This is a genomic window from Methanoculleus chikugoensis (assembly GCF_900095385.1).
Classification (GTDB): domain Archaea; phylum Halobacteriota; class Methanomicrobia; order Methanomicrobiales; family Methanoculleaceae; genus Methanoculleus; species Methanoculleus chikugoensis_A.
Window position 1 is genome coordinate 1 of the sequence record NZ_FMID01000061.1, and the last position, 18432, is coordinate 18432.

At 60.4% G+C, this 18432-nt stretch carries 17 protein-coding genes and 2 pseudogenes; 13 read left to right on the forward strand and 6 right to left on the reverse strand.

Going from position 1 to position 18432, the window contains the following annotated elements:
- The 4 genes and pseudogenes from L21_RS12155 to L21_RS12170 form a co-directional block, all read left to right on the forward strand.
- Positions 1 to 212 (forward strand): annotated as a pseudogene (locus L21_RS12155) (hypothetical protein); the annotation flags it as partial.
- Positions 213 to 255: 43 nt separating this feature from the next.
- Positions 256 to 714: a hypothetical protein gene (locus L21_RS12160; RefSeq protein WP_074370723.1), complete on the forward strand. Its 459-nt coding sequence runs from the start codon at positions 256 to 258 to the stop codon at positions 712 to 714.
- A gap of 230 nt (positions 715 to 944) precedes the next feature.
- Positions 945 to 4142 carry a type I restriction endonuclease subunit R gene (locus tag L21_RS12165; RefSeq protein WP_074370724.1) on the forward strand — a complete coding sequence of 1066 codons (3198 nt, stop codon included), beginning with the start codon at positions 945 to 947 and terminating at the stop codon, positions 4140 to 4142.
- 80 nt (positions 4143 to 4222) lie between these two features.
- Positions 4223 to 4816, forward strand: a complete 594-nt coding sequence (locus L21_RS12170) for a M48 family metallopeptidase (protein ID WP_256713211.1) — start codon at positions 4223 to 4225, stop codon at positions 4814 to 4816.
- A 173-nt stretch (positions 4817 to 4989) separates the two neighbouring features.
- On the opposite strand, the gene L21_RS12175 is transcribed toward L21_RS12170, so the two are convergent.
- From L21_RS12175 to L21_RS12195, 5 genes are all read right to left on the reverse strand, one after another.
- Positions 4990 to 6798 carry a GmrSD restriction endonuclease domain-containing protein gene (locus L21_RS12175; protein WP_074370726.1) on the reverse strand — a complete coding sequence of 603 codons (1809 nt, stop codon included), beginning with the start codon at positions 6796 to 6798 and terminating at the stop codon, positions 4990 to 4992.
- Positions 6795 to 7787: an HTH domain-containing protein gene (locus tag L21_RS12180; RefSeq protein WP_074370727.1), complete on the reverse strand. Its 993-nt coding sequence runs from the start codon at positions 7785 to 7787 to the stop codon at positions 6795 to 6797. The genes L21_RS12175 and L21_RS12180 overlap by 4 nt, the downstream gene beginning before the upstream one ends.
- A 596-nt stretch (positions 7788 to 8383) precedes the next feature.
- Positions 8384 to 9169 (reverse strand): DUF1828 domain-containing protein, encoded by a 786-nt coding sequence (locus L21_RS12185; protein ID WP_074370728.1) that lies wholly within the window; start codon positions 9167 to 9169, stop codon positions 8384 to 8386.
- 3 nt (positions 9170 to 9172) lie between these two features.
- On the reverse strand, positions 9173 to 9658 hold the full coding sequence (locus L21_RS12190) for a hypothetical protein (RefSeq protein ID WP_052379696.1): 486 nt from the start codon (positions 9656 to 9658) through the stop codon (positions 9173 to 9175).
- Between the two features lie 627 nt (positions 9659 to 10285).
- On the reverse strand, positions 10286 to 10549 hold the full coding sequence (locus tag L21_RS12195) for a hypothetical protein (RefSeq protein ID WP_074370729.1): 264 nt from the start codon (positions 10547 to 10549) through the stop codon (positions 10286 to 10288).
- A 182-nt stretch (positions 10550 to 10731) separates the two neighbouring features.
- On the opposite strand from L21_RS12195, the gene L21_RS12200 reads away from it, so the two are divergent.
- The 7 genes and pseudogenes from L21_RS12200 to L21_RS12230 all read left to right on the forward strand — a co-directional run bounded on the left by L21_RS12200 (position 10732) and on the right by L21_RS12230 (position 14737).
- Positions 10732 to 11238: a hypothetical protein gene (locus L21_RS12200; protein WP_074370730.1), complete on the forward strand. Its 507-nt coding sequence runs from the start codon at positions 10732 to 10734 to the stop codon at positions 11236 to 11238.
- A gap of 48 nt (positions 11239 to 11286) precedes the next feature.
- Positions 11287 to 11724, forward strand: a complete 438-nt coding sequence (locus L21_RS12205; RefSeq protein WP_074370731.1) for an ATP-binding protein — start codon at positions 11287 to 11289, stop codon at positions 11722 to 11724.
- 175 nt (positions 11725 to 11899) lie between these two features.
- Complete coding sequence (locus L21_RS12210) at positions 11900 to 13078, forward strand: ORC1-type DNA replication protein (protein WP_074370732.1); 1179 nt, start codon at positions 11900 to 11902, stop codon at positions 13076 to 13078.
- 157 nt (positions 13079 to 13235) lie between these two features.
- Positions 13236 to 13517, forward strand: a complete 282-nt coding sequence (locus L21_RS12215; protein WP_074370733.1) for a hypothetical protein — start codon at positions 13236 to 13238, stop codon at positions 13515 to 13517.
- On the forward strand, positions 13514 to 13852 hold the full coding sequence (locus L21_RS12220) for a hypothetical protein (protein WP_074370734.1): 339 nt from the start codon (positions 13514 to 13516) through the stop codon (positions 13850 to 13852). Before L21_RS12215 ends, L21_RS12220 begins: the two co-directional genes overlap by 4 nt.
- A pseudogene (locus L21_RS12225) lies at positions 13849 to 14070 on the forward strand (hypothetical protein); the annotation flags it as partial. The gene L21_RS12220 and the pseudogene L21_RS12225, both read left to right, overlap by 4 nt.
- A gap of 40 nt (positions 14071 to 14110) precedes the next feature.
- Positions 14111 to 14737, forward strand: a complete 627-nt coding sequence (locus L21_RS12230) for an HRDC domain-containing protein (protein ID WP_074370735.1) — start codon at positions 14111 to 14113, stop codon at positions 14735 to 14737.
- 493 nt (positions 14738 to 15230) lie between these two features.
- On the opposite strand, the gene L21_RS12235 is transcribed toward L21_RS12230, so the two are convergent.
- Positions 15231 to 15980 carry a winged helix-turn-helix transcriptional regulator gene (locus L21_RS12235; RefSeq protein WP_074370736.1) on the reverse strand — a complete coding sequence of 250 codons (750 nt, stop codon included), beginning with the start codon at positions 15978 to 15980 and terminating at the stop codon, positions 15231 to 15233.
- A gap of 139 nt (positions 15981 to 16119) precedes the next feature.
- On the opposite strand from L21_RS12235, the gene L21_RS12240 reads away from it, so the two are divergent.
- Together L21_RS12240 and L21_RS12245 are read left to right on the forward strand one after the other, a co-directional pair.
- Positions 16120 to 17703: a hypothetical protein gene (locus L21_RS12240; protein WP_074370737.1), complete on the forward strand. Its 1584-nt coding sequence runs from the start codon at positions 16120 to 16122 to the stop codon at positions 17701 to 17703.
- Entirely contained in the window at positions 17700 to 18419 is a 720-nt protein-coding gene (locus L21_RS12245; RefSeq protein ID WP_074370738.1) for a hypothetical protein, read from the forward strand. Before L21_RS12240 ends, L21_RS12245 begins: the two co-directional genes overlap by 4 nt.
- The last annotated feature ends 13 nt before the right edge of the window (positions 18420 to 18432 follow it).

Genomic DNA, 18432 nt, shown 5'->3' on the forward strand with positions numbered 1-18432 from the left:
CGGTCAACCGGAGATCCCGGAGACAGCCGAAACGAGGGAGGCCATTCTGGTTCGATACAGAACTCTACAAGAAGCGCAGTGCGGTAGAGCGGTTCTTCAGCTGGATTGAAGCGTTTAAGAAGATTGTTCCACGATATGAGCGGTATGAGCACTCATTCATGGGACTGATTCACCTGGCATGCAGCGTCATGATCGCGAGAGTATTGGGATGACCTCTACGACTGTGAGCAGCCAGAAGGAAGAGTGTGATGGAGTATGATTCCCGATCTAAAAAACAAATCGCCGTACTTGCTCACTCTGGCGCCCACCCTCTTCTGGGCGACGTTCCTGACCGAATTCAATCTGGTAATCTTCGTGATCACCATTGTTGGTGCAGTCCTCTCAGGAACACACTTGGCAATCGTTGAGAGTATCAACCTGATCCCTAAAGACGAAAGCGTAGAGAAGCGGTATCATGAGCTTTTAAAGGGGAAAGTCGTCGGCGCATTTTTTAGCGTTGTCGGGATCTATTCGATCATTACGTATGCCGGTCTGGTTTACTTTGTAATCACAGCGTCTGGCGATTTGAGATATTATCAGTGGGTCATGATCATTGTGATGATCATCCTGGCGGTTGCGTACTGCGTTGGAATGCTGATATCCAAAGAAAAGAGAGCAGGTTTTCACCTTGCAGCGAATCTGGGAGAGGAACTGATAATAAGGCGTGACCGCTGATAATCGAAGACTCTTGCACAAACACGATTACACTGGTCTCACCGGTGTCTGCAGAGATCCCCTAAAAAGAACCTAATGCCCCGATTTCCAAATATTTCGTGTCTCGCCGTATTTCATGGGGCCACGATCCCGCCAGCATCTCCGTCCTGCACAAGAGAGAAAACTTCGCCTCCAATCTCTTCTTCAGCATTACGTTTATCAACCCTCCTGCAAATGTGGTATTACGGAAAATGACCTGGAACGAGGAGACCTACGTCGAAATCCCCTTCTGTGAGCAACTCGCCCGACTGGGCTGGGAAGTCCGGCATCTCCCGGCGGGTGCCGAGCCGGGCGAATCGCAGCGGCTCTCGTTTCGTGAGGTCATCATCGAGCCGGAACTCAGGGAGGCCCTCCGGGCGATCAACCCCTTCCTCGAGGACGACCAGATCACCGAGGTCATCACCCGCCTTGACACCATCCCGCAGACCCCGCTCATCGAGGCGAACATCGCCGCCACCGATCTGCTCCTGAACAACACCACCGTCCACGAAAACCGCATCGACGGCACCCCGAGCCCCACTGTCCGCTACATCGACTTCGACCACCCGGAGAATAATCGGTTCCTTGCAGCCCGGCAGTTCAAGGTCGCCGTCCCCGGCACCACCAAACACATCATCCCCGACATCACCCTCTTCGTCAACGGTATCCCGCTCATTGTTATCGAATGCAAATCCCCCGCCATCCCCGAGCCTATCCAGGAGGCCGTCACCCAGCTGCGGCGCTACAGCAACAGCCGGGACACAGAACTCCCCGAGGGCAGCAACCGGCTCTTCACCTACAACCTCTGCATGATCGCGACTTCGCGGGAAACGGCGAAGGTCTCCACCATCGGCGGGCGGGAGGAGCACTACCTGGAGTGGAAAGATCCTTATCCGACCCCCTTCTCCGCGATCAACCCGGACGGCCAGCCTCCCGACAGCCAGCAGCGGTTGATCCACGGGATGCTTGCTCCCGCCCGCCTCCTTGAGATCCTCCGGAACTTCACCGTCTTCCGTGAGAACGATCAGGGTAAGAAGATCAAGATCGTCGCACGCTACCAGCAGTACCGGGCGGTGCAGAAGATCCTCGCACGGCTGCGTTCCGACCAGGATCCGAGAGAGAAAGGCGGCGTCGTCTGGCACACCCAGGGCTCCGGCAAATCGCTGACGATGGTCTTCCTCATCCGGGCGATGCGAAAAGACCCCATCCTGAAGAAGTACAAGGTCGTTCTCATCACCGATCGCACCGACCTTGAGCGGCAGCTCGAGGAGACCGCGGCCACGGCCGACGAACAGGTTTATACCGCCGGGAACATCGCAGAACTGAAAGCCCTCCTGCAGACCGACACCTCAAACGTCGTCATGGGCATGATGCAGAAGTTCCAGGAGAAAGGGGGGAAGAGGGTCCGGAAGTTTCCGATCCTTAACCGGTCGGATAAGATCCTCCTCCTGATCGATGAGGCGCACCGGACCCAGGCGTCGGTCCTCGGCGCAAACGTCGAGCAGGCTCTCCCGAACTGCACCCGGATCGCCTTCACCGGCACCCCCATCATGAAACCGAAGGCCGTCCGCGGTGGGCAGCGCCGGAGACGGACCACCACCGGCATCTTCGGCGAATACATCGACAAATACACCATCCGGGAGTCGATCGAGGACGGAAGCACGCTACAGATCATCTACGAAGGCCGGACATCCAGAGATGCCGTCAAAGACGGGCGGGCGCTCGACGACCTCTTCGAGGACATGTTCAAGGACCATACCGAAGAGGAGAAAGAAGCCATCCGAAAGAAGTACGGCACTTACCGGCGGGTGTTGGAGGCGCCCCGCCGGATCGAGAAGATCGCCGCCGACATCATCGACCACTACCGCACAAACATCCTCCCCAATGGGTTCAAAGCGCAGGTCGTCGTCTCCAGCCGGCTCGCTGCGGTGCGTTACAAAGAAGCGCTCGACCGTGCCCTTGCAGACGCAATCGCTGACCTCGAAGCAGATGCAGGCACCCCGGGAGAAGACCTGGAGACGCTCCGACGCATCAAGACCGACGTTATCATATCGGGCTCGCAGAACGACGAGGAGATCTTCAAGCCCTACACCAACCCGCAGAAACACGAAGCCCAGATCGCCCGGTTCAAAAAACCCCTGGACGCCGACGACCCTGAGAAGCAGGATGGTCTGGCGCTCCTCATCGTTGTCGATATGCTCATCACCGGGTTCGACGCTCCGATCGAACAGGTCATGTATATCGACAAGAGGCTTGTCGAGCACAGCCTCCTGCAGGCCATCGCCCGGGTCAACCGCCCCGCAAGCGGGAAGAACTGCGGCTACGTTGTCGATTACTACGGGATTGGGCACCACCTCAAAGAGGCGCTCGGGGTCTTTGCGGATGAGGATGTCGAAGGAGCGTTTGACCAGCTCGGCGACGAGATCCCCAAGATGCGGGAAGCATACACTCGCCTGTTGCAGTTCTTTGCTGCGGCAGATCTCAATGCAGTCCCGGAGAGTGCAGCTGAATCCTCCTCCTATGCGGGCAGAACTCTTGATCCCCTCGGGAACGAGTACGCAATCAACGAATGCGTCGAGTACCTCGCCGATGAAGAAAAACGGGCGGAGTTCCTCGTCTTGTACAAATCGTTTGCCCGGAAGGTCGATATGATCCTCCCGGACAGGCGGGCGCTGGATTATGTCCACCCGGTGAAGGTCATCGGGTTCATCAACACCCTGGCCGAACGGCGCTACCGCGACCGGACGCTCAACCTCGCGGGCTGCGGAGAGAAAGTCCGAGCACTCATCGACGACTACGTCTTCTCGCAGGGCATCGACCCGAAAGTCCCGCCGGTCTCGATCACCTCCGATGACTTCGAAAAGTCCTTGAGTAGCCACCGCTCGAACAAGGCAAAGGCCTCGGAGATGGCTCACGCGATCCGCTACCACATCTCGCAGCGCTACGACTATGATCCTGAGTTCTACCAGACACTCAGCGAACGGCTCAACGATCTTCTCACCGCTCACGAGGAAGACTGGGACCTACTCGTCGAAGAACTCCGGAAGTTTCTCGAAGAGGTACGGGAAGGGCGACAGGATGTCGAGCACGGCCTTGACCCGGTTATTGAAATGCCGTTCTACGACATCCTGGTAAAGGAAGTATACGGCTCGAAGGATCTTTCGGAGAAGGAAAGAGAGATGGCTGCCGGAACGACAAAAGATATTGTCTCCATGATCCAGCGGGAAATCCGAAAAGTGGACTTCTGGAAGAAAGCGACCGAAAAGCAACTCCTTCGCCGGTATATCAAGGAGATCCTGCTCGAGTCACGGCTTCCCGAAATTCTTCAGAAGCGCAATGCCATTACGGATCGGTTTATCCGCCTTGCCGAACACCTTGATGCAGAGTTCAAACACAGGGTGATCCTATAAAGGGGCGAGAACTCACCTATCAGCTGATTCGTTCGTCAAGGAAATCGCTTGGCCTTACCATCGAACGCGATGGATCGATTATTCTCAGGGCACCGGATGACTGCCCGGAGCATGCAATCAATGCTTTTTTCCAGAGCAAGAAATTCTGGATCTACCAGAAACTGGCAGAAAAACGCCTCTTTGAAGAGACCCCCCCGAAAAAAGAGTATGTAAATGGTGAGGGTTTCCCATACCTCGGCAGGATGCATCAACTCGTTCTTATTGATGAAGGAAAACCACTCCGCCTCTACCGCAGTTCCTTTGAGATGAACCGGGCGTGTGTTGGCAGAGGACGGGAAACCTTCATTCGGTGGTACCGGGAGCATGCACGCACTATCCTGGAGAACCGGATAAATCGATATAAGGACCGGTTTGCAGTGCAACCGACCGACTTGAAGGTTCTCGATCTCAAGTACCGGTGGGGATCGTGTTCTCAGGACGGCACGCTCAATTTTCACTGGAAGACGATTCTTGCACCGATGACAGTGGTGGACTACATCGTGGTTCACGAAATGGCTCATCTAATCGAGCATAATCACACCCCCGAGTTCTGGGATCTCGTCGGAACGGTTCTATCTGATTACGAGAAGAGAAAAGAATGGCTCGAGAGGAACGGGAAATACCTGGATATTTAAAATTTCATAGGGCACCTCACCCCCCGCCGAGCACCCTCACGAGCACCGCCACGACCCCGCCAGCACCTCCGCTAGTTCTCCCCCTCTGAATCCTTATGCCTGATACCGCTTCCACTTCCGCACCTTTGCCAGGTCGATGGTAAACCCTTTGACATCTCTCACCGCCCCGACACTCATACCGTCTCTACCTCCTCCCGGATCACGGGCTTGCCCATCGCGGCCTCGATACGGTCGAGGATCTCCTCGTACCGCTGGTCGTAAAACGCCCAGAAGTCGTCGTTCCGAAGCGCTTCCGGGTCGATGACGTGTGAGCGCAGGATCTGATCCAGACGCTCTGCAGGAATCCCCTCGTTCTTCTCGATCCGCTGAAGGTATGCGCTCGGTGCGCTCCCGCCGATCATACGGTTGGTGCGTGCCGAGAGAGGCGCCTTGTTGATGATGCAGTCCACCTCCGCCCCATGCCTGTTGATATCCTGCTCGTTGGCATGATCGTCGCACCATTTTCGGGGGAAGATGTGGTGAATATCGACGTTCTCATCGTAATAACTGGTAATATCGATCGGCTGGCCGGAGCGGAAGTCCTCACACCCGTCCCGCATCATCAGCGCGAAGATCCCCTTGTATGCCGCACTCCGGCGGCTTGTCAGTTCTTCGAGGCGGGCTCCGGAGAACGTGGCCTCTTTCACCGCCGTAGGTTCGTCGCCACCCCGGGCCCACGCGATCAGTTCAGGGAGATCCTTGGAAAACCGGCTCTCAATCGTGCTCCCATATAATTCGCCGAAGACCCCGCACCAGTACCACCGCGAGAGGAGTTTTCTCACCGTATCGTTATCTGCCTCATCGCCCAGAACCGCGAGAGTGGCGGCCAGCGGAACGATCTGCGTCCGGTACGGCAGGTCACGGCTGATGAAGATCTTCTGCATCCGCAGGAACTTAGCCGCCTTCAGGAACCCTTCGACCACCGCGTCCCGGTGCTCACGGTAATCATCAAGTTTGAGTTTGAGGATGTCTTTGCGCTTGCAGCTGATTGCAGGCGCACGCCCGTCCGGATCGGTTCCGTCGACGTGCTCCCGGTAACGCTTCATCGTCGCAAGCAGGGTGACCGCCTGGAGGAAGTCGTCGCTCGGGATCTTTCTCAGGACCTCCTCTCTGGCGAATCGTTGTGCGATCTTCTGCCAGTCGTCACGGAGCGAGAAATTATCGGCTGCAAATGTGGCGGTCAGGAGTTCAAAGACCGTCAGTGTTACCCCGCCGGTGTTCACCTTCTCAAAGACAAGGCAGACCGCCTCTTTTGGAGTGTCCCTCCCCATCTCGATGACCGGAAGCTGGTACTGCTCAAACCGCTGGATGATCTCCTTGTAAAATTGATTGAAGGTTCTCATCTTGGTTTTATCATAGTCCCAGTACTCGTCGTACCCCTCTTTCCAGGTGAAACTATCATACACCTGTTTCACCGGAAAGAGGCCGGCCGCATACTCCTTCTCTAGGGTGGAGTAGTCCTCGATAACCTCGCCCCGGAAGTTTCTGACGCACTTATCATCCGAGATGCTCCGGATGCACTCTTCACGATCCTCGTTGGGATCCAGACATTTTTCAATGTCAAAGTAATAGTGCCGGAAGATTGTCTTCTTCTTAATATCCTCGGTAACCACCGCTCCCGGCTTGATCAAAGCCTGGAAAAGGGCCGTGAGTCGTTGCTGCCCGTCGAGAATCAGCTTATCCGGTTCGACGTCTGATTCCAGGGGTAATCCTTCTATCGGCCGCGGCTTGAATCGGCACTCGGTATTTCCGGTCTCGAGCATCATTACAGCCCCGATTGGGAACGAGAGGGAGACGCTTGAGAGCAGACTCCGGATCCGGTTGTCGTCCCACACCCATCCCCGCTGGAAGTCGGGGAGTTGAATCTTGCATTCGTTGATCGCCCCAAGAATATCCTTGAGGAAAACCTTGTTACTCTGGAAACTTGCAATCCCGGCAGTCATTCTTCATCCTCCTCGAGGTCGATGAGATCGTAACTCGTCCGCATCACCCCGATATCATACTCAATAAGCAGGTTCACCATCTGCTCGCCGTTCATCAGCGCGATGGGCGTCTTGTCCGGCTGCTCCGCCTCCTGCCGGGCGCCGGTGGAGAAGTCGCTCGTGGTGATGATCAGCCCCTGCTCGTGCACGCCGAGAGAGCCCCTGACCTGCTGGACGATCGGTGCCTGGACGTTGTTCTTCCAGCGCTTCACCTGGACCGCCATCCGCGTTTTGATGACGTCGCCGGCAACAAGCGTCCCCCGCACGTCGATGCCGCCGTCGCCGCTCGCCCGGGTGACCGCAACATCCTCGAACCCGATCTTTGCGAGCAGTTCCCCGACGAGCTCCTCGAACGCGGCGGGGTTCATCGTCCTGATCCGTTGCATGAGGTGCTCCCGCACCTCCCGGTTATGCACCTCGATCTGATAGGGGAGCCCCTCTTCGTGCCACCGGGTCAGTCCGACGTAGCCTTTGCCGAGTTTCTCGAATCTCGGGAGTTCCCCCCGCTTGTTCTGCCGCTGGATCTCGGTGAGGATCGCGGCATACATCGTCGCTTCGGGGGTCAGGCCGCCGGTTGTGATCAGGTCGAGGTCGAGAGCCTTTCGGGTGATATCCCGGTAGTGCATCGGTTGCCTATCTGCATAATCCTCGAGCACCATCTCGGCGGCGTCGAGGAAGGACATGCTATCCCGCTCGGGTTCGGGCTCCGGAGAGGGGTTGGGATCTCCAGCCTCACGGCACCCGAAGATGCCGGGAGCTGCTCGATAAAATCTGGACTGCTCCCGGTTTCTCTTGATATCAACAGCAATCCGGGCGTTGACCGAATCCCAGGGGGTCAGCCCTGCGCTCGACCAGAGGCCTCGATCGAGCATCCGTTGCGTGATCTCGCGGTAGTGGAGCGGTTCGCCTGCTGCACGGAGCACCTCATATGCGGTATCGAGAACGCTCATCCCTCATCTCCTGCCCAGAGAGCTGAATATCTGCGTTTGGGTTGATGTCACCGATAATTTGCTCTTTGGTTGCGGAGAGTGTTCCGTGCGCTGAAAATCCTCCATACAATTATCCGGTGGTGTGAAAGGGTATTAATATTGACTATTTGGAGTTGCAGCGTCCATCATCCGGCATATGCAGCGGAACACCGCCCGGACGAATAGATCTCCCCCGACCAGATCAGGAGATACAATGCCTACTCCCGGTCGAACCGCATCCCTGTCTTCGTGGTGATTGGTGTCGGAGGCAGCCCGAAAAAGCCGGCAACGATGTTCTGTATCCCTCTCAGAGATGCAAAATACCCCGAAATCTTCCCGAGCGTCTTTGAAAAGTATGAGCGGGACCCCGGCAAGACCTTCTTCTGGCGGGACGGGATGCTGAAGTAACCACCCCGCCCACGACCGACCGGTGCATGCACCCTGCGGGCTCATAGAGGAGGAGATCGCAATCGTGGAGGGGGCATCCTGATGCTCCGGGCCGCTCGAACCCGCCAGACTTCTCTCACATAATGAAAGGGGGATTCCTCCCCCGGGCAGAGCGGGACGCCGCTGCAACCTCACCCGGAAGCCGTCCCGGCCATCTCCCGGAGGTGCTGCATAATCCGGTCTTTGTTCCCCGGCAGGTTTGAGAACTGCTTATCGCAGACATCGCTGAACTTCGCGAGGACCTTGCGGTTGACCTCCTCCTGATCCTCGAATATGCCGACCGAGACGAAGGGCCGCCCCCACTTCTCGAACTGCAGGATGTTTATCGTCGCGTCACGGACCCGGTCGTCGTTCGCGAGCGCAAAGATGTAGATCGGCCTCTGCATGCCGTTGATCTTGCAGTCAACGGTGTATTTCCCTTCCGGATCATGCTCGGGATCGTGCCAGTCAAACTCCCTGCGCCCCTCAGGGACGGCCTCCTCGATGAGCGCACGGAGATCCTCCTGGAACGTGGAGTAAACGCGCGATCTCGACAGATACGTAAGATCCGATATCCGGATCAGCGCCTGGATGAAACTCCAGAGGGCATCCCCAAACCGGTCGCCCGTGATGCGAATAGCGAGCTCGCCCCGGTTGTTCTCCAGCCCGAACCGGGACAGCACACTCGCGATCACCTTCTGGCGGGTTCCCCGCTCTAACTCCCTTGCGTCGATCGAGTAGGTCAGGTGCATGAGGGTATGCCCCTCATCCGTCAGCGTCCAGGCGCCGTCCTCATCCTTCAGGACGATCGCGAGGTTATCCCCATCGTCAAAGACAAACGGTGTGAAGACCCGGTACCGGTTGATACCCTCCGGGCGGAGATGGATCTGGCTGCAGACCTTCCTCCGAAACTCCTCTTCGATTGCCTCGATTGCCATTGGTTATATCCCCCAGTCGGTAAGATCCTTCGTGGTTACCGCTGACCCCTCAAACCCGCAGTCATTGAACATGCTCTTCAGCGCGCCGTGGTGATCCGAGTACCGGTCTGTCGGAACCGCATACCCATCCTCGTTCCAGCCCGCGGTCTGGTAGCGCTCTGTTGCAGTATGGATGTGGAAATCATAAAACTTCTCCTGCTCAAGCCTGTTCGTGTGTTCGTGACTTTTCCCGTTATATCGGCGTAGCCGGAACACCTGGTTTGTGTTTGGAATGATATAGCCGAGGATCACGGAGAAGTCCAGCGAGTTGAATAGACTTTGCCGAAATATTAACCTGAACCGGGATTGATTCGCACCCTCTATACCGATCTCGTACTCCTTATGGCCGCCCTTCTCTTTAGGGCGAAATCTCCTGGAGAAATCTCCCGGCAGCGGCTTGGCCTCTCTGAGTAACGCATCGATCTCATCATCAGTGAGCCGCAAATTCATTCAGGTAGCCTCCACCGGAGTACTATTTCATTTCAATGATTCTACGGTCGCCGGGGAGAAAGATAACTATTTCTATAACCACGGGTGTGAGAACCGTCCTCCGCATATGAAGAGCAGCTCGCCTCCCTCGGTCTGAATGAGCGGCAGATCGCTTCCCTGCACTACCTGAAGAGCGGGGGCTCCATCTCAAATCAGGAATATCAGCGCCTCTACAGTGTTAAGAAGTCAACCGCAACGCGGGATCTTACTGCCATGGTCAACGAGGCATTTTCTATAAAGAGGGGGCGGCAGGAGCGGGCGTGCACTACTCGCTGAGGTATGCAACGGTAGAGGGATCGTAGAGGATCAACGTAGGTCAAAACGAATCATAATTGGCCCATAATGGGCTCATCCATGGTTGCAGTGAATACTCGAAACCAGAGCAGGTGCATCCAATCCCCTGAAAACTACCACTATGGCCGTTTTGTAATGGGCTCACGTCTCCCGCCGATTGCAGCCGGCATGCCCCCAACCGTACTCCAGGCAAACCGGGGACCGAACGGCAGGGCGAAGACGCCATGTCCTTCTACCACGTATTCCTCCGGCGGGGTGTAGCAATGCACAGGAAACATCGTATGGAACAGTGACTCATCCAGTCTCTCTGGACTCACCCCCACCCATCACCCGCACAATCACCGCCACCACCCCGCCGACGATCCCGCCCGCCCCGGCGCCGAGCGTCGAAACTCTCCGCTCCTCGCCGGCCTTCTCCGCCTGCCAGCCCTCCAGCGCCCGGATCCGGGCCTCAAACTCCTCGTCCTGGGCCTCCATCCGCTGCAGCATCCTGCAGATCCACTTCACATCCCGGTTCGTCTCGTAAACGAGCTCCCGGGTGGTCTTTTCCTCGGTCATCCTGGTATCCCTCCTGGAGAACAGTAGGACGGCGGAGAGAAAATGCCTGACCGTAACGGTTATATTCAAGAATCAGGGCCCAATCCGCCCTCCCCGATAAAGTCAGGCTGATACCCTTACGGGTCGACCCTATAGGTGTCTGTCACATTCCCGGGAAGCCTGGCAGGCAAGGAGAGCCAACCATGGCAGACTTCGTGCAGACTACCGTGAACAAAACGGCGGTCCGGGACCTCGCCGTCCCGATCGCCAGCGTAACGTCGTTTAACAACCTCATCCAGAGCGTCATCGACGACAACCCGTTCGGGTGCGTCGGGTATACCGGCGCCGATGGGCAGCCGGTGGCCGCGGTCGTCCGCAACCGCGAGCACTACACCGCAAAGGTGAACTTCCTCGACGGTGAGGGCAAGCGGGTCGGGACCGTCTCGATCCAGTCCCCGACGATCGCGGCGTTCGAGGCGAACGCCGCCGAGGTCATGGGCAACGCGGCCCTCGAGGCCGCGATGGGCGGCGAGGCCGTCCGAAACGCCCCCGGCGAGACCTACTACGCGCAGCTCAAGTGCCACGACCCCTCGGGTGACGACTACTACGTCACCTTCACCCGCAAGACCGTCCGGCTCTCGTCCTACCAGGACGACGCCATCCGGAACGCGGTCGAGGCCTGGGCCGACACCGTCGGTTCACTGGACTGAAGGGGGGGAGCCTTCCCTCGCTCTTTTTTTTATGGGCTTACTCATTGGATGACCGATAATTCATCCATCGCGAGACTCCTGTTCCTTGCCGGGTATATCGAGCAGTGGGGTTCAGGCACGCTCAGCATGATCGCCGCATGCAAACGAGACGCCCTCCCGGAGCCGCAATTCCAGGAGATCGGCAGCGATTTCGTCGTTACCTTTACTGGCTCGGTACTTAATGCACTTCTCGAACGCCCGGAACTGCTGAACGAGCGGCAGCGCGGAGTTATAGAATACCTCAAGGCACATCCGCCCATATCGACAGAGGAGTACGGAAACATCTACGGATGCACTGCCCGGACTGCCCGACGCGATCTCTCTGCTCTTGCCGAAATGGGTATCACTGCCGTGAAACGGGAGGGGCGACTGCGGCGATATGTGCTCAATCCATCATTCCGGTCATTGCGGACAATTGCGGACAATCCCGGACAGAACCCCGACTGAGGGGGAAGGGTAAAACCCATATCCAACAAGCAGAACTGCCGAAAAACAAAGGATCAGGCGCAGATCTCGGTAGCAGTATCCGGACAATTGCGGACAGCCGGCATCTGGGCCCTCTCCTTACTTTCACGACGCGCACGGCTCCCTGTTATCAACGAGCGCTTCTCCACTCTCTCCTATGACGCATTCCTCTCTTCTCCGTAGCGACCAGACGCTCTTTCGCGACCCCGACACGTTTGAGCCCACGTTCGTCCCCGAGCACCTCCACCACCGCGACGCCCAGGTCCGGGAACTCGCCTTCCTCCTCCGGCCGGCGCTCCGGGGCGGGAGCGCCCTCTCCGCCATCCTCCGCGGCCCCCCGGGGACCGGGAAGACCACCACCGTCCGCCGGATCTTCCGCGAGGTCCGGAAGGAGACAAAGAGGATCGTCCCGGCGTACGTCAACTGCCGTCATGACCGTACCCCGCTCGCGGTCTACCGGAGCATCTTCAAAGCCCTCCTTGGCTACGCCCCACCACCGACCGGGTGGCACCTCGACGAGATCAAGCAAGGGATCGCGACCTGGCTCCACGACCACGATGCGGCGCTCGTCGTCTGCCTCGACGACGCAAACGAACTCATCGCGGCCGGAACCTACAACACCGTCCTCTACCAGATCCTCCGGCTCTACGAGAAGTGGGACGTCCGGAAGGCAGGGGTCTTCGCGGTCTGTAGCGATCTCTCCCTGAACCTGTATGCGGAGGCCGACGAGAGCGTCCGGTCGGTCTTCCACCCGACCGAGATCACCTTCTGGCCCTACACGAAGGCCGAGATCCGCGAGATCCTCACCGACCGTGTCCGGCAGGGGCTCTACCCCCGGGTGGTCTCGAAGGTCCTCCTTGAACGGGTCGCGCAGATCGCCGCCGGCGAGCAGGACGTCCGTGTCGGGATCGACCTCCTCCGGGCTGCCGTCCTCCGGGCGGAGAAGGATGGTCGCCGGCGGGTCACCCCCGGCGACGTGACGACCGCAGCCCGGATGGTCAGGTCGCCGGCACTCCGGGCCCGGGCCGCGGCGCTCTCGGACGACGAGCAGGTGCTTGCGCGCCTGATCGCGAAGCGGTCAGGGGAAGGAGCGGATATGGCGGCGGGTGCGGTCTTCGAGGCCGCACAGGAGTATCTCCCGGTCGGGAGGACGGCCTGCCACGAGCACCTCAACGGGCTCATGGAGGCCGGGATCGTCGATCTCGTGCCCCGGGCGGGCCGGGGGAGGGAGCGGGAGGTCCGTCTCCGCTACGACCCCGGGGACGTGGCAACTGCCTGCACCGGATCAAAAAACCCCGGACGGATCGTCACCCCGGATTCGGCTCGCGATCGATGATTCCCGCCCGGTCCTTTGGAATACCCTTTTTTGGTAAAGCAACGTTTAAATAGGCTCCTATGGTCAATTCAGGATCATCGGATCACCTTTTTAACCGACGGTTCCCGATGATGGTCTATGTGCCGGAGAACTCTCCGGTGCAGGGAGCTACCAGGAAATGCAACACGACAGAAGATCCCGGGAGAACAAAGCCCCGGGAGGAACCGAACCGAGAACCAGGGGCGGCAGCCCGAACCAGAAGTGTGACCGCACCGTCGGCCAGGCCGCCACTGGTACATCTCCACCGGAAGAGATAAGCGTGTCCCCGGTGCCGCTCTTCCTCGTCCCGCGGGTGGTGGCGGACGAGATCCGGCGGCACGGCCGGGCCGTCCGGGAGATCAACGTCAGAAGAACCCGGAACCACCAGTATACCGTCAGCGTCGAGCGGGGGCGGCCATGACGGAGCCGGGAACCCTCGCCTGTACCGCTGCGGGCGGGCTCATCGTCCACGTCGAGGCGGAGCGCTGCCGGATTACAACCGAGGACGCAAAGGCGCTCATCTTCTTCGGCCGCCCGGCCCCGATCATGCGGGAGCGGGTGCGGCGGACGGGCGGGATCGTCACCTCGTCCGTGACGATCGAGGGGCATGCGGCGGTGAACCACGCGGGGCGGGCAGTGGTGTTTCGCCTTCGAACCGGTTGCTGGATCATCCCGTTCGTCTCCTTTCGGCGGGTGGCCTGCGGGGAGGCCGCGAGCGCCCCCCTTTTTCCCTTGATCCCGGAGGAAAGCGTTTGAAAGAAGAGATCCGCCGGACCGTGGAACTCCTCGCCCCCGAAGGCGGGGTGGTCGAGGTCCGGGCGCTCGCCGACGGCGCGACACATTCGGGCTACTTCGATGACCACAGCGCCCTCGCCCGAGCCGCCGAGGCCCTCGACGCCGATCCGGCGGTCGCCGGGATCTATGTCACCCTCAACACCGTGAACCCGGCCCTCCTCGCCCGGCGACGAGAACGTGCGGCTTGCGAGCCCGAAAGGGTCCCGGGCTCGTGGGGGAATGAAAGATCGGGACGAGAGGCCTTTTGATGCTGAACTCTTCGAGGACCTGCGAGTCATCCGCAAAAGGCTTGCGGATGACCTGAGCATCCCGCCCTACGCGGTCTTCCATGACAGAACCCTGAAAGAGATGGCTCGCCGGTATCCGCAGAGCCTCGAAGCGTTTGCAGCTATCCCCGGCGTCGGGAATGCGAAACTCCAGAAGTTCGGCGAGATATTCATCGCTGCGATCGGTAACCGCCGGAACGGTCGGCCCGGCGGTGAAGTGCCGGAATGCCCGCCCGCTATGGCCGGAGAAGGGAGGATGGTTGCTGCAGGGGACGCGGCGGCAACCCCCGGCGGCGAGCACCCCGAACCCGCGGTGCAGCCGGGCACCCCGGACCATCCCCGCACCCCCGACGAGATCCCCGACGACCGCCTCCTCGAAGAGGCCTATGCGCTGCAGGGTTACATTCGGGAGCTCCGAGAGGAGCTCCGCGAGGCCGAAGAACTCCATAAAGCACTGCTGGAGAGAGCACATGGGCTGGGTATCCGGGAGAACGAGGCCTACGCCGTAAGACAGAGATCAGCCGACGGCGCCATATCGTCACGGAACGGTTCTACGAGCGCTACCCGGAGGTCTTCGTGAAGATCGCGAAGGTCACGATCGGTGCCGCCGAGAAGGCGGTCGGGAAGGAGGAACTCGAGGAGTGCGTCGAGTACGAGGAGTCGGAAAGGCTCAGCGTCAGGAGTAAGGCTCCGTAGGAGGGTTTAGCCGGGCACCGCACGGGATGGCGCGGAGCAATGGCTCTCGCCCGTCGGGATATCGGAACCGCTTCTCTCGACCGGTTGCGATTGGGCGTACAACATCGCCTACAACGCAACCCTCCGGGCCGGCCGGGCGTTGATGGTTGCAAAGGGTTGCCGTCAGGACGGTGCAAACCAACATCCGGCGAGGTTTGCCCGGCTCTTCCCCGGCGAGGGTGACGTCCTTGTCTTCGACCGCATGCGGCATAAACGGCACAGTCCGGTCTACGGCCGAAGCGGAATTTGCGGTGAGCGCAGGTGAGGCTCTGGTGCAGAATACTCCCCGGGTGCCGTCATCTCGGCACGGAACGCCGCTCCCCCCATCGCCGTCGAAGTTATTCCGCCGTATTACCGCCGCCCACCCGCTCCCCGACAAACGCTGCCGAATCTCCCGAGAGGGTATACCGGACGTCCGCCCCGCTCTTCTCCCGGAGCACGACCCCGTCGCCCCTCAGGCGCCGCAGGTGCCACGAGACCGATGAGGCGGTGATCCCGAGCCGTTCGGCAAGATCCCGCCGCGACGCCCCCGGTTTCTCCAGCAGCGTGAAGAGGATCTCCCGGGTGTTCGGGTTTTTGAGGTGGATGAGCACCTTTGCTTCGAGTTCTGAGTACCTCTGCCGGTTCTCGAAGTATCCCGTCTGCCCGCCGACGGCGGTGGCGGCGACCATCCCGAACTCCTGCAGTCTCCCGAGGTGGTAGCGTAAGGTTCCCCGGTTTATCCCGAGGTCCTCGGCGAGGGTGCCGAGGCGGATGCCCGGGTGAGCGCGGATGTGGTCGTAGATCGCCGTCCGGGTCTCGTGATCGAGCGCGGCGCGTTTTGCAATCCGGCGGTAGCCGAAGAAGAGCCAGACGTTCAGGAGAACGAGGATGTTCGCGACGACCACGAGTTCGGGCGCGGTTCCGATGAGCAGGCTGGTAATCAGGATCTGGGGCGGGACCTGCCACCACTCGATGGGCGTCATATCCTGTGGCGGACGGTCGGGCACGTAGTCGCCGGTCGGCATGACCGTATGGCCCGCGGTTGCGCAGGAGGGGAGGGCAGAGAGAAGGATGATCAGGATTACGGCAGCCGGCCAGCGTCGCATACTCCAGGAATCGGAGTAAGGAAGCATTACTTTTACGTTTTGCCGGCGCCCCTTCTTGCCCGGCTTCAGGGAAAACCGGGGCTCGCGAGTAGACGGCCGGCACAGAAACCGTATATAATTCCGCGTCCCAGTTTCCCCTATGATGGAGGGAGAGGCGCCTGGAACGGGTCACCGCCGCATCGCCGCCGTCTCGGTCGGCATCGGATTCCTTGCCGGGGCGGCCGTCCTCGGGGTGGTGGGAGCGCTCTCGGGGTGCTGGAGCACCGTGTCCGCCTACAACCAGGGTCTCCTGGGGGTGGGGATCACGCAGACCTTCGTCTCGGTTCTGCTGGTTCTCTTCTTCGCCGGGTTCCTCCCGGCCTACGCGGGCGGCACCGCCTCCCGGAGCGCCCGGCTCCTCTCCGCGCTCATCGCCGGCGCGGTCGCCGGATTCGCCGCCCGGACGCTCCTCTTCGCGGGCAACCCCACCTACCTCGTCCAGTCGCTCACCACGGCCCCGGGGCAGGTCCTCCTCCTCGTCGGCGGCGCGATGCTCGTCGCCGGGCTCGGGGGACTGGTCGCGTCGTTCCTCGACCCGGAGCGGCCGTACCGCGACCTTCTCCCGGTTGCGGCGGTCGCCGTCGCGTTCCTCGTCGCCCCGCCGCTCCTTGCGACGGCCGGCATCGTAGCGGGCGTCATCCCGCCCGCGCCCTACTCCGGCGGCGAACCCGCGCCGGAGACCGATATCCTGATCATCAAGGTCTCCGCCGCCGGGGATATCGAGTGGGAGGCGCGGGTTGATATCGACGCTTACGACCGGCCCGACGTCATCGCTGAATGTCCGGGAGGCTACGCTCTCGCGGTCACGGAGTACGGCCGGGAAGGGAGCACGGCGCATATCCTCACCTACGACGAGCACGGGGACGCCCGCGGTCGGCTGGCCTTCGGTATCGATTCCGGTCGTGTGACCGCGCTCGCCCCGGCGCCCGGCGGCGGATTCCTGGTAGCCACGGAGATCCCCGGGCTCGTCCGGGTCGGTGCCGGGGGCGAGGTGCTCTGGGAACAGTCATTCGCCGGCGAAGACCAGGGGATGGTACCCGTTTCCCTCCTCGCTCACACGGACGGTCGATACGTCGCGGCGTGGGAGGATAAGGTCGCCTGCTTCAGCGAGAACGGCACCCGGCTCTGGCAGACCTCGCTCGACGCCGCGGGCGGTATCGGGTACCACCCGATCTACCCGGCGCCGGAAAGGGGTGTGCTCGTCTTCGGAGAGGGGCAGCACGTCTTCTCCGGGGATCGTTTCGAGGTGTACCTGCAGGCAGCCCGCCTGGACGAGAACGGCACCGTCCTCTGGAAGCGGGACTTCGGGAGCGACGGGCTCGACGAACTCCTGGATGTCCGGGAGACGGCGCCGGGACGGTTCGCGGTTCTCTACCGGTCGACGACCTTTTCCGGGAGTTTCTGGGGCGGTGTCGAACGGGTCGACCGCGGCTACCTCTTCTCGCTCGACGAGAACGGCGAGGTGACGGATTACAGAACCGTCGATGACGCCGGCGGTGTCGTTGTCCAGTCGCAGGGTGGTTCCCTCTCGGTCACCGCCGCCGGTGCGGGCGTCACGCTCATCGGCAGGGATACCAGGGGCAACGAGATCCGGCGGCAGGAGCAGCCGATCGACCTCTACTCGTTCCGGGGCATCGGCACGGCGGACGGCGGCTACCTCATCGCCGGGAGCGTCGCCGCATGAGAGACCGGTGGCTTATCCTCGGCATCGTTATCGTGGTGATCTTCGTCTTCTGGCGTGCCTCCTACGTTCCGCCCGGCTACGAGACGATCAAGTACGAGACCGTCCCCGTCCTCCCGGTGGAAGAGTACGACCCCCCGTTCCTTGAGATCTGGGAGGCGATGGAGCGCGAGATCCCGTTCGAGAACGAGACGGCGAAGTCGCCGCTGCTCGTCATGGAGTTCGATAGGAACGGCTCGTTCACCTACATCCAGTTCGCGTTCTTTGCCGACATGGAGGGGGAGCCCTGGGTCCACTCCGCCTTCGTCCTCCAGAACGGGAGCACCTACCTCTCGTCCCAGCGGCTCGACTACCGCCCTCCCCACGCCCACCCGCTCGGAGCCCTCGCCGCCGTAGACGAGATCCCGTTCGACGAGATCTCCTACGGCATGAAGGGAATGAGCCTGAAGGTCTTTTACCACGAGCAGAACCGGACCTACGACGACACCTACAAAAACATCTACGCCGTCGAGAACGGCACCCTCCGCCCGCTGGAGTTCATCTCCTTTGCCACCACGGAGGTCTGGAACACCATCGAGATCTACCCGAGGGACCCGCCGGACGGGAACCGGACACCGACCACCATCGACGAGGATCCCCGGGCGCTGGTCGTCTTTCCTCCCCGGGAGATCGCCCTGGCGGAGAGAGTTTTGTACGCGGAGACGAACGGCACAGAATAGATATAAACGATCC

What these genes read in the sequence shown, in the direction of transcription:
- L21_RS12245 (WP_074370738.1), top strand. Translation starts at nt 17,700, where the DNA reads ATGAGAGACCGGTGGCTTATCCTCGGCATCGTTATCGTGGTGATCTTC.
- L21_RS12175 (WP_074370726.1), bottom strand. Translation starts at nt 6,798, where the DNA reads ATGACTGCCGGGATTGCAAGTTTCCAGAGTAACAAGGTTTTCCTCAAG.
- L21_RS12215 (WP_074370733.1), top strand. Translation starts at nt 13,236, where the DNA reads ATGCAACACGACAGAAGATCCCGGGAGAACAAAGCCCCGGGAGGAACC.
- L21_RS12165 (WP_074370724.1), top strand. Translation starts at nt 945, where the DNA reads ATGACCTGGAACGAGGAGACCTACGTCGAAATCCCCTTCTGTGAGCAA.
- L21_RS12240 (WP_074370737.1), top strand. Translation starts at nt 16,120, where the DNA reads ATGATGGAGGGAGAGGCGCCTGGAACGGGTCACCGCCGCATCGCCGCC.
- L21_RS12180 (WP_074370727.1), bottom strand. Translation starts at nt 7,787, where the DNA reads ATGAGCGTTCTCGATACCGCATATGAGGTGCTCCGTGCAGCAGGCGAA.
- L21_RS12190 (WP_052379696.1), bottom strand. Translation starts at nt 9,658, where the DNA reads ATGAATTTGCGGCTCACTGATGATGAGATCGATGCGTTACTCAGAGAG.
- L21_RS12235 (WP_074370736.1), bottom strand. Translation starts at nt 15,980, where the DNA reads ATGCGACGCTGGCCGGCTGCCGTAATCCTGATCATCCTTCTCTCTGCC.
- L21_RS12200 (WP_074370730.1), top strand. Translation starts at nt 10,732, where the DNA reads ATGGCAGACTTCGTGCAGACTACCGTGAACAAAACGGCGGTCCGGGAC.
- L21_RS12185 (WP_074370728.1), bottom strand. Translation starts at nt 9,169, where the DNA reads ATGGCAATCGAGGCAATCGAAGAGGAGTTTCGGAGGAAGGTCTGCAGC.
- L21_RS12160 (WP_074370723.1), top strand. Translation starts at nt 256, where the DNA reads ATGATTCCCGATCTAAAAAACAAATCGCCGTACTTGCTCACTCTGGCG.
- L21_RS12205 (WP_074370731.1), top strand. Translation starts at nt 11,287, where the DNA reads ATGACCGATAATTCATCCATCGCGAGACTCCTGTTCCTTGCCGGGTAT.
- L21_RS12220 (WP_074370734.1), top strand. Translation starts at nt 13,514, where the DNA reads ATGACGGAGCCGGGAACCCTCGCCTGTACCGCTGCGGGCGGGCTCATC.
- L21_RS12195 (WP_074370729.1), bottom strand. Translation starts at nt 10,549, where the DNA reads ATGACCGAGGAAAAGACCACCCGGGAGCTCGTTTACGAGACGAACCGG.
- L21_RS12230 (WP_074370735.1), top strand. Translation starts at nt 14,111, where the DNA reads ATGAAAGATCGGGACGAGAGGCCTTTTGATGCTGAACTCTTCGAGGAC.
- L21_RS12210 (WP_074370732.1), top strand. Translation starts at nt 11,900, where the DNA reads ATGACGCATTCCTCTCTTCTCCGTAGCGACCAGACGCTCTTTCGCGAC.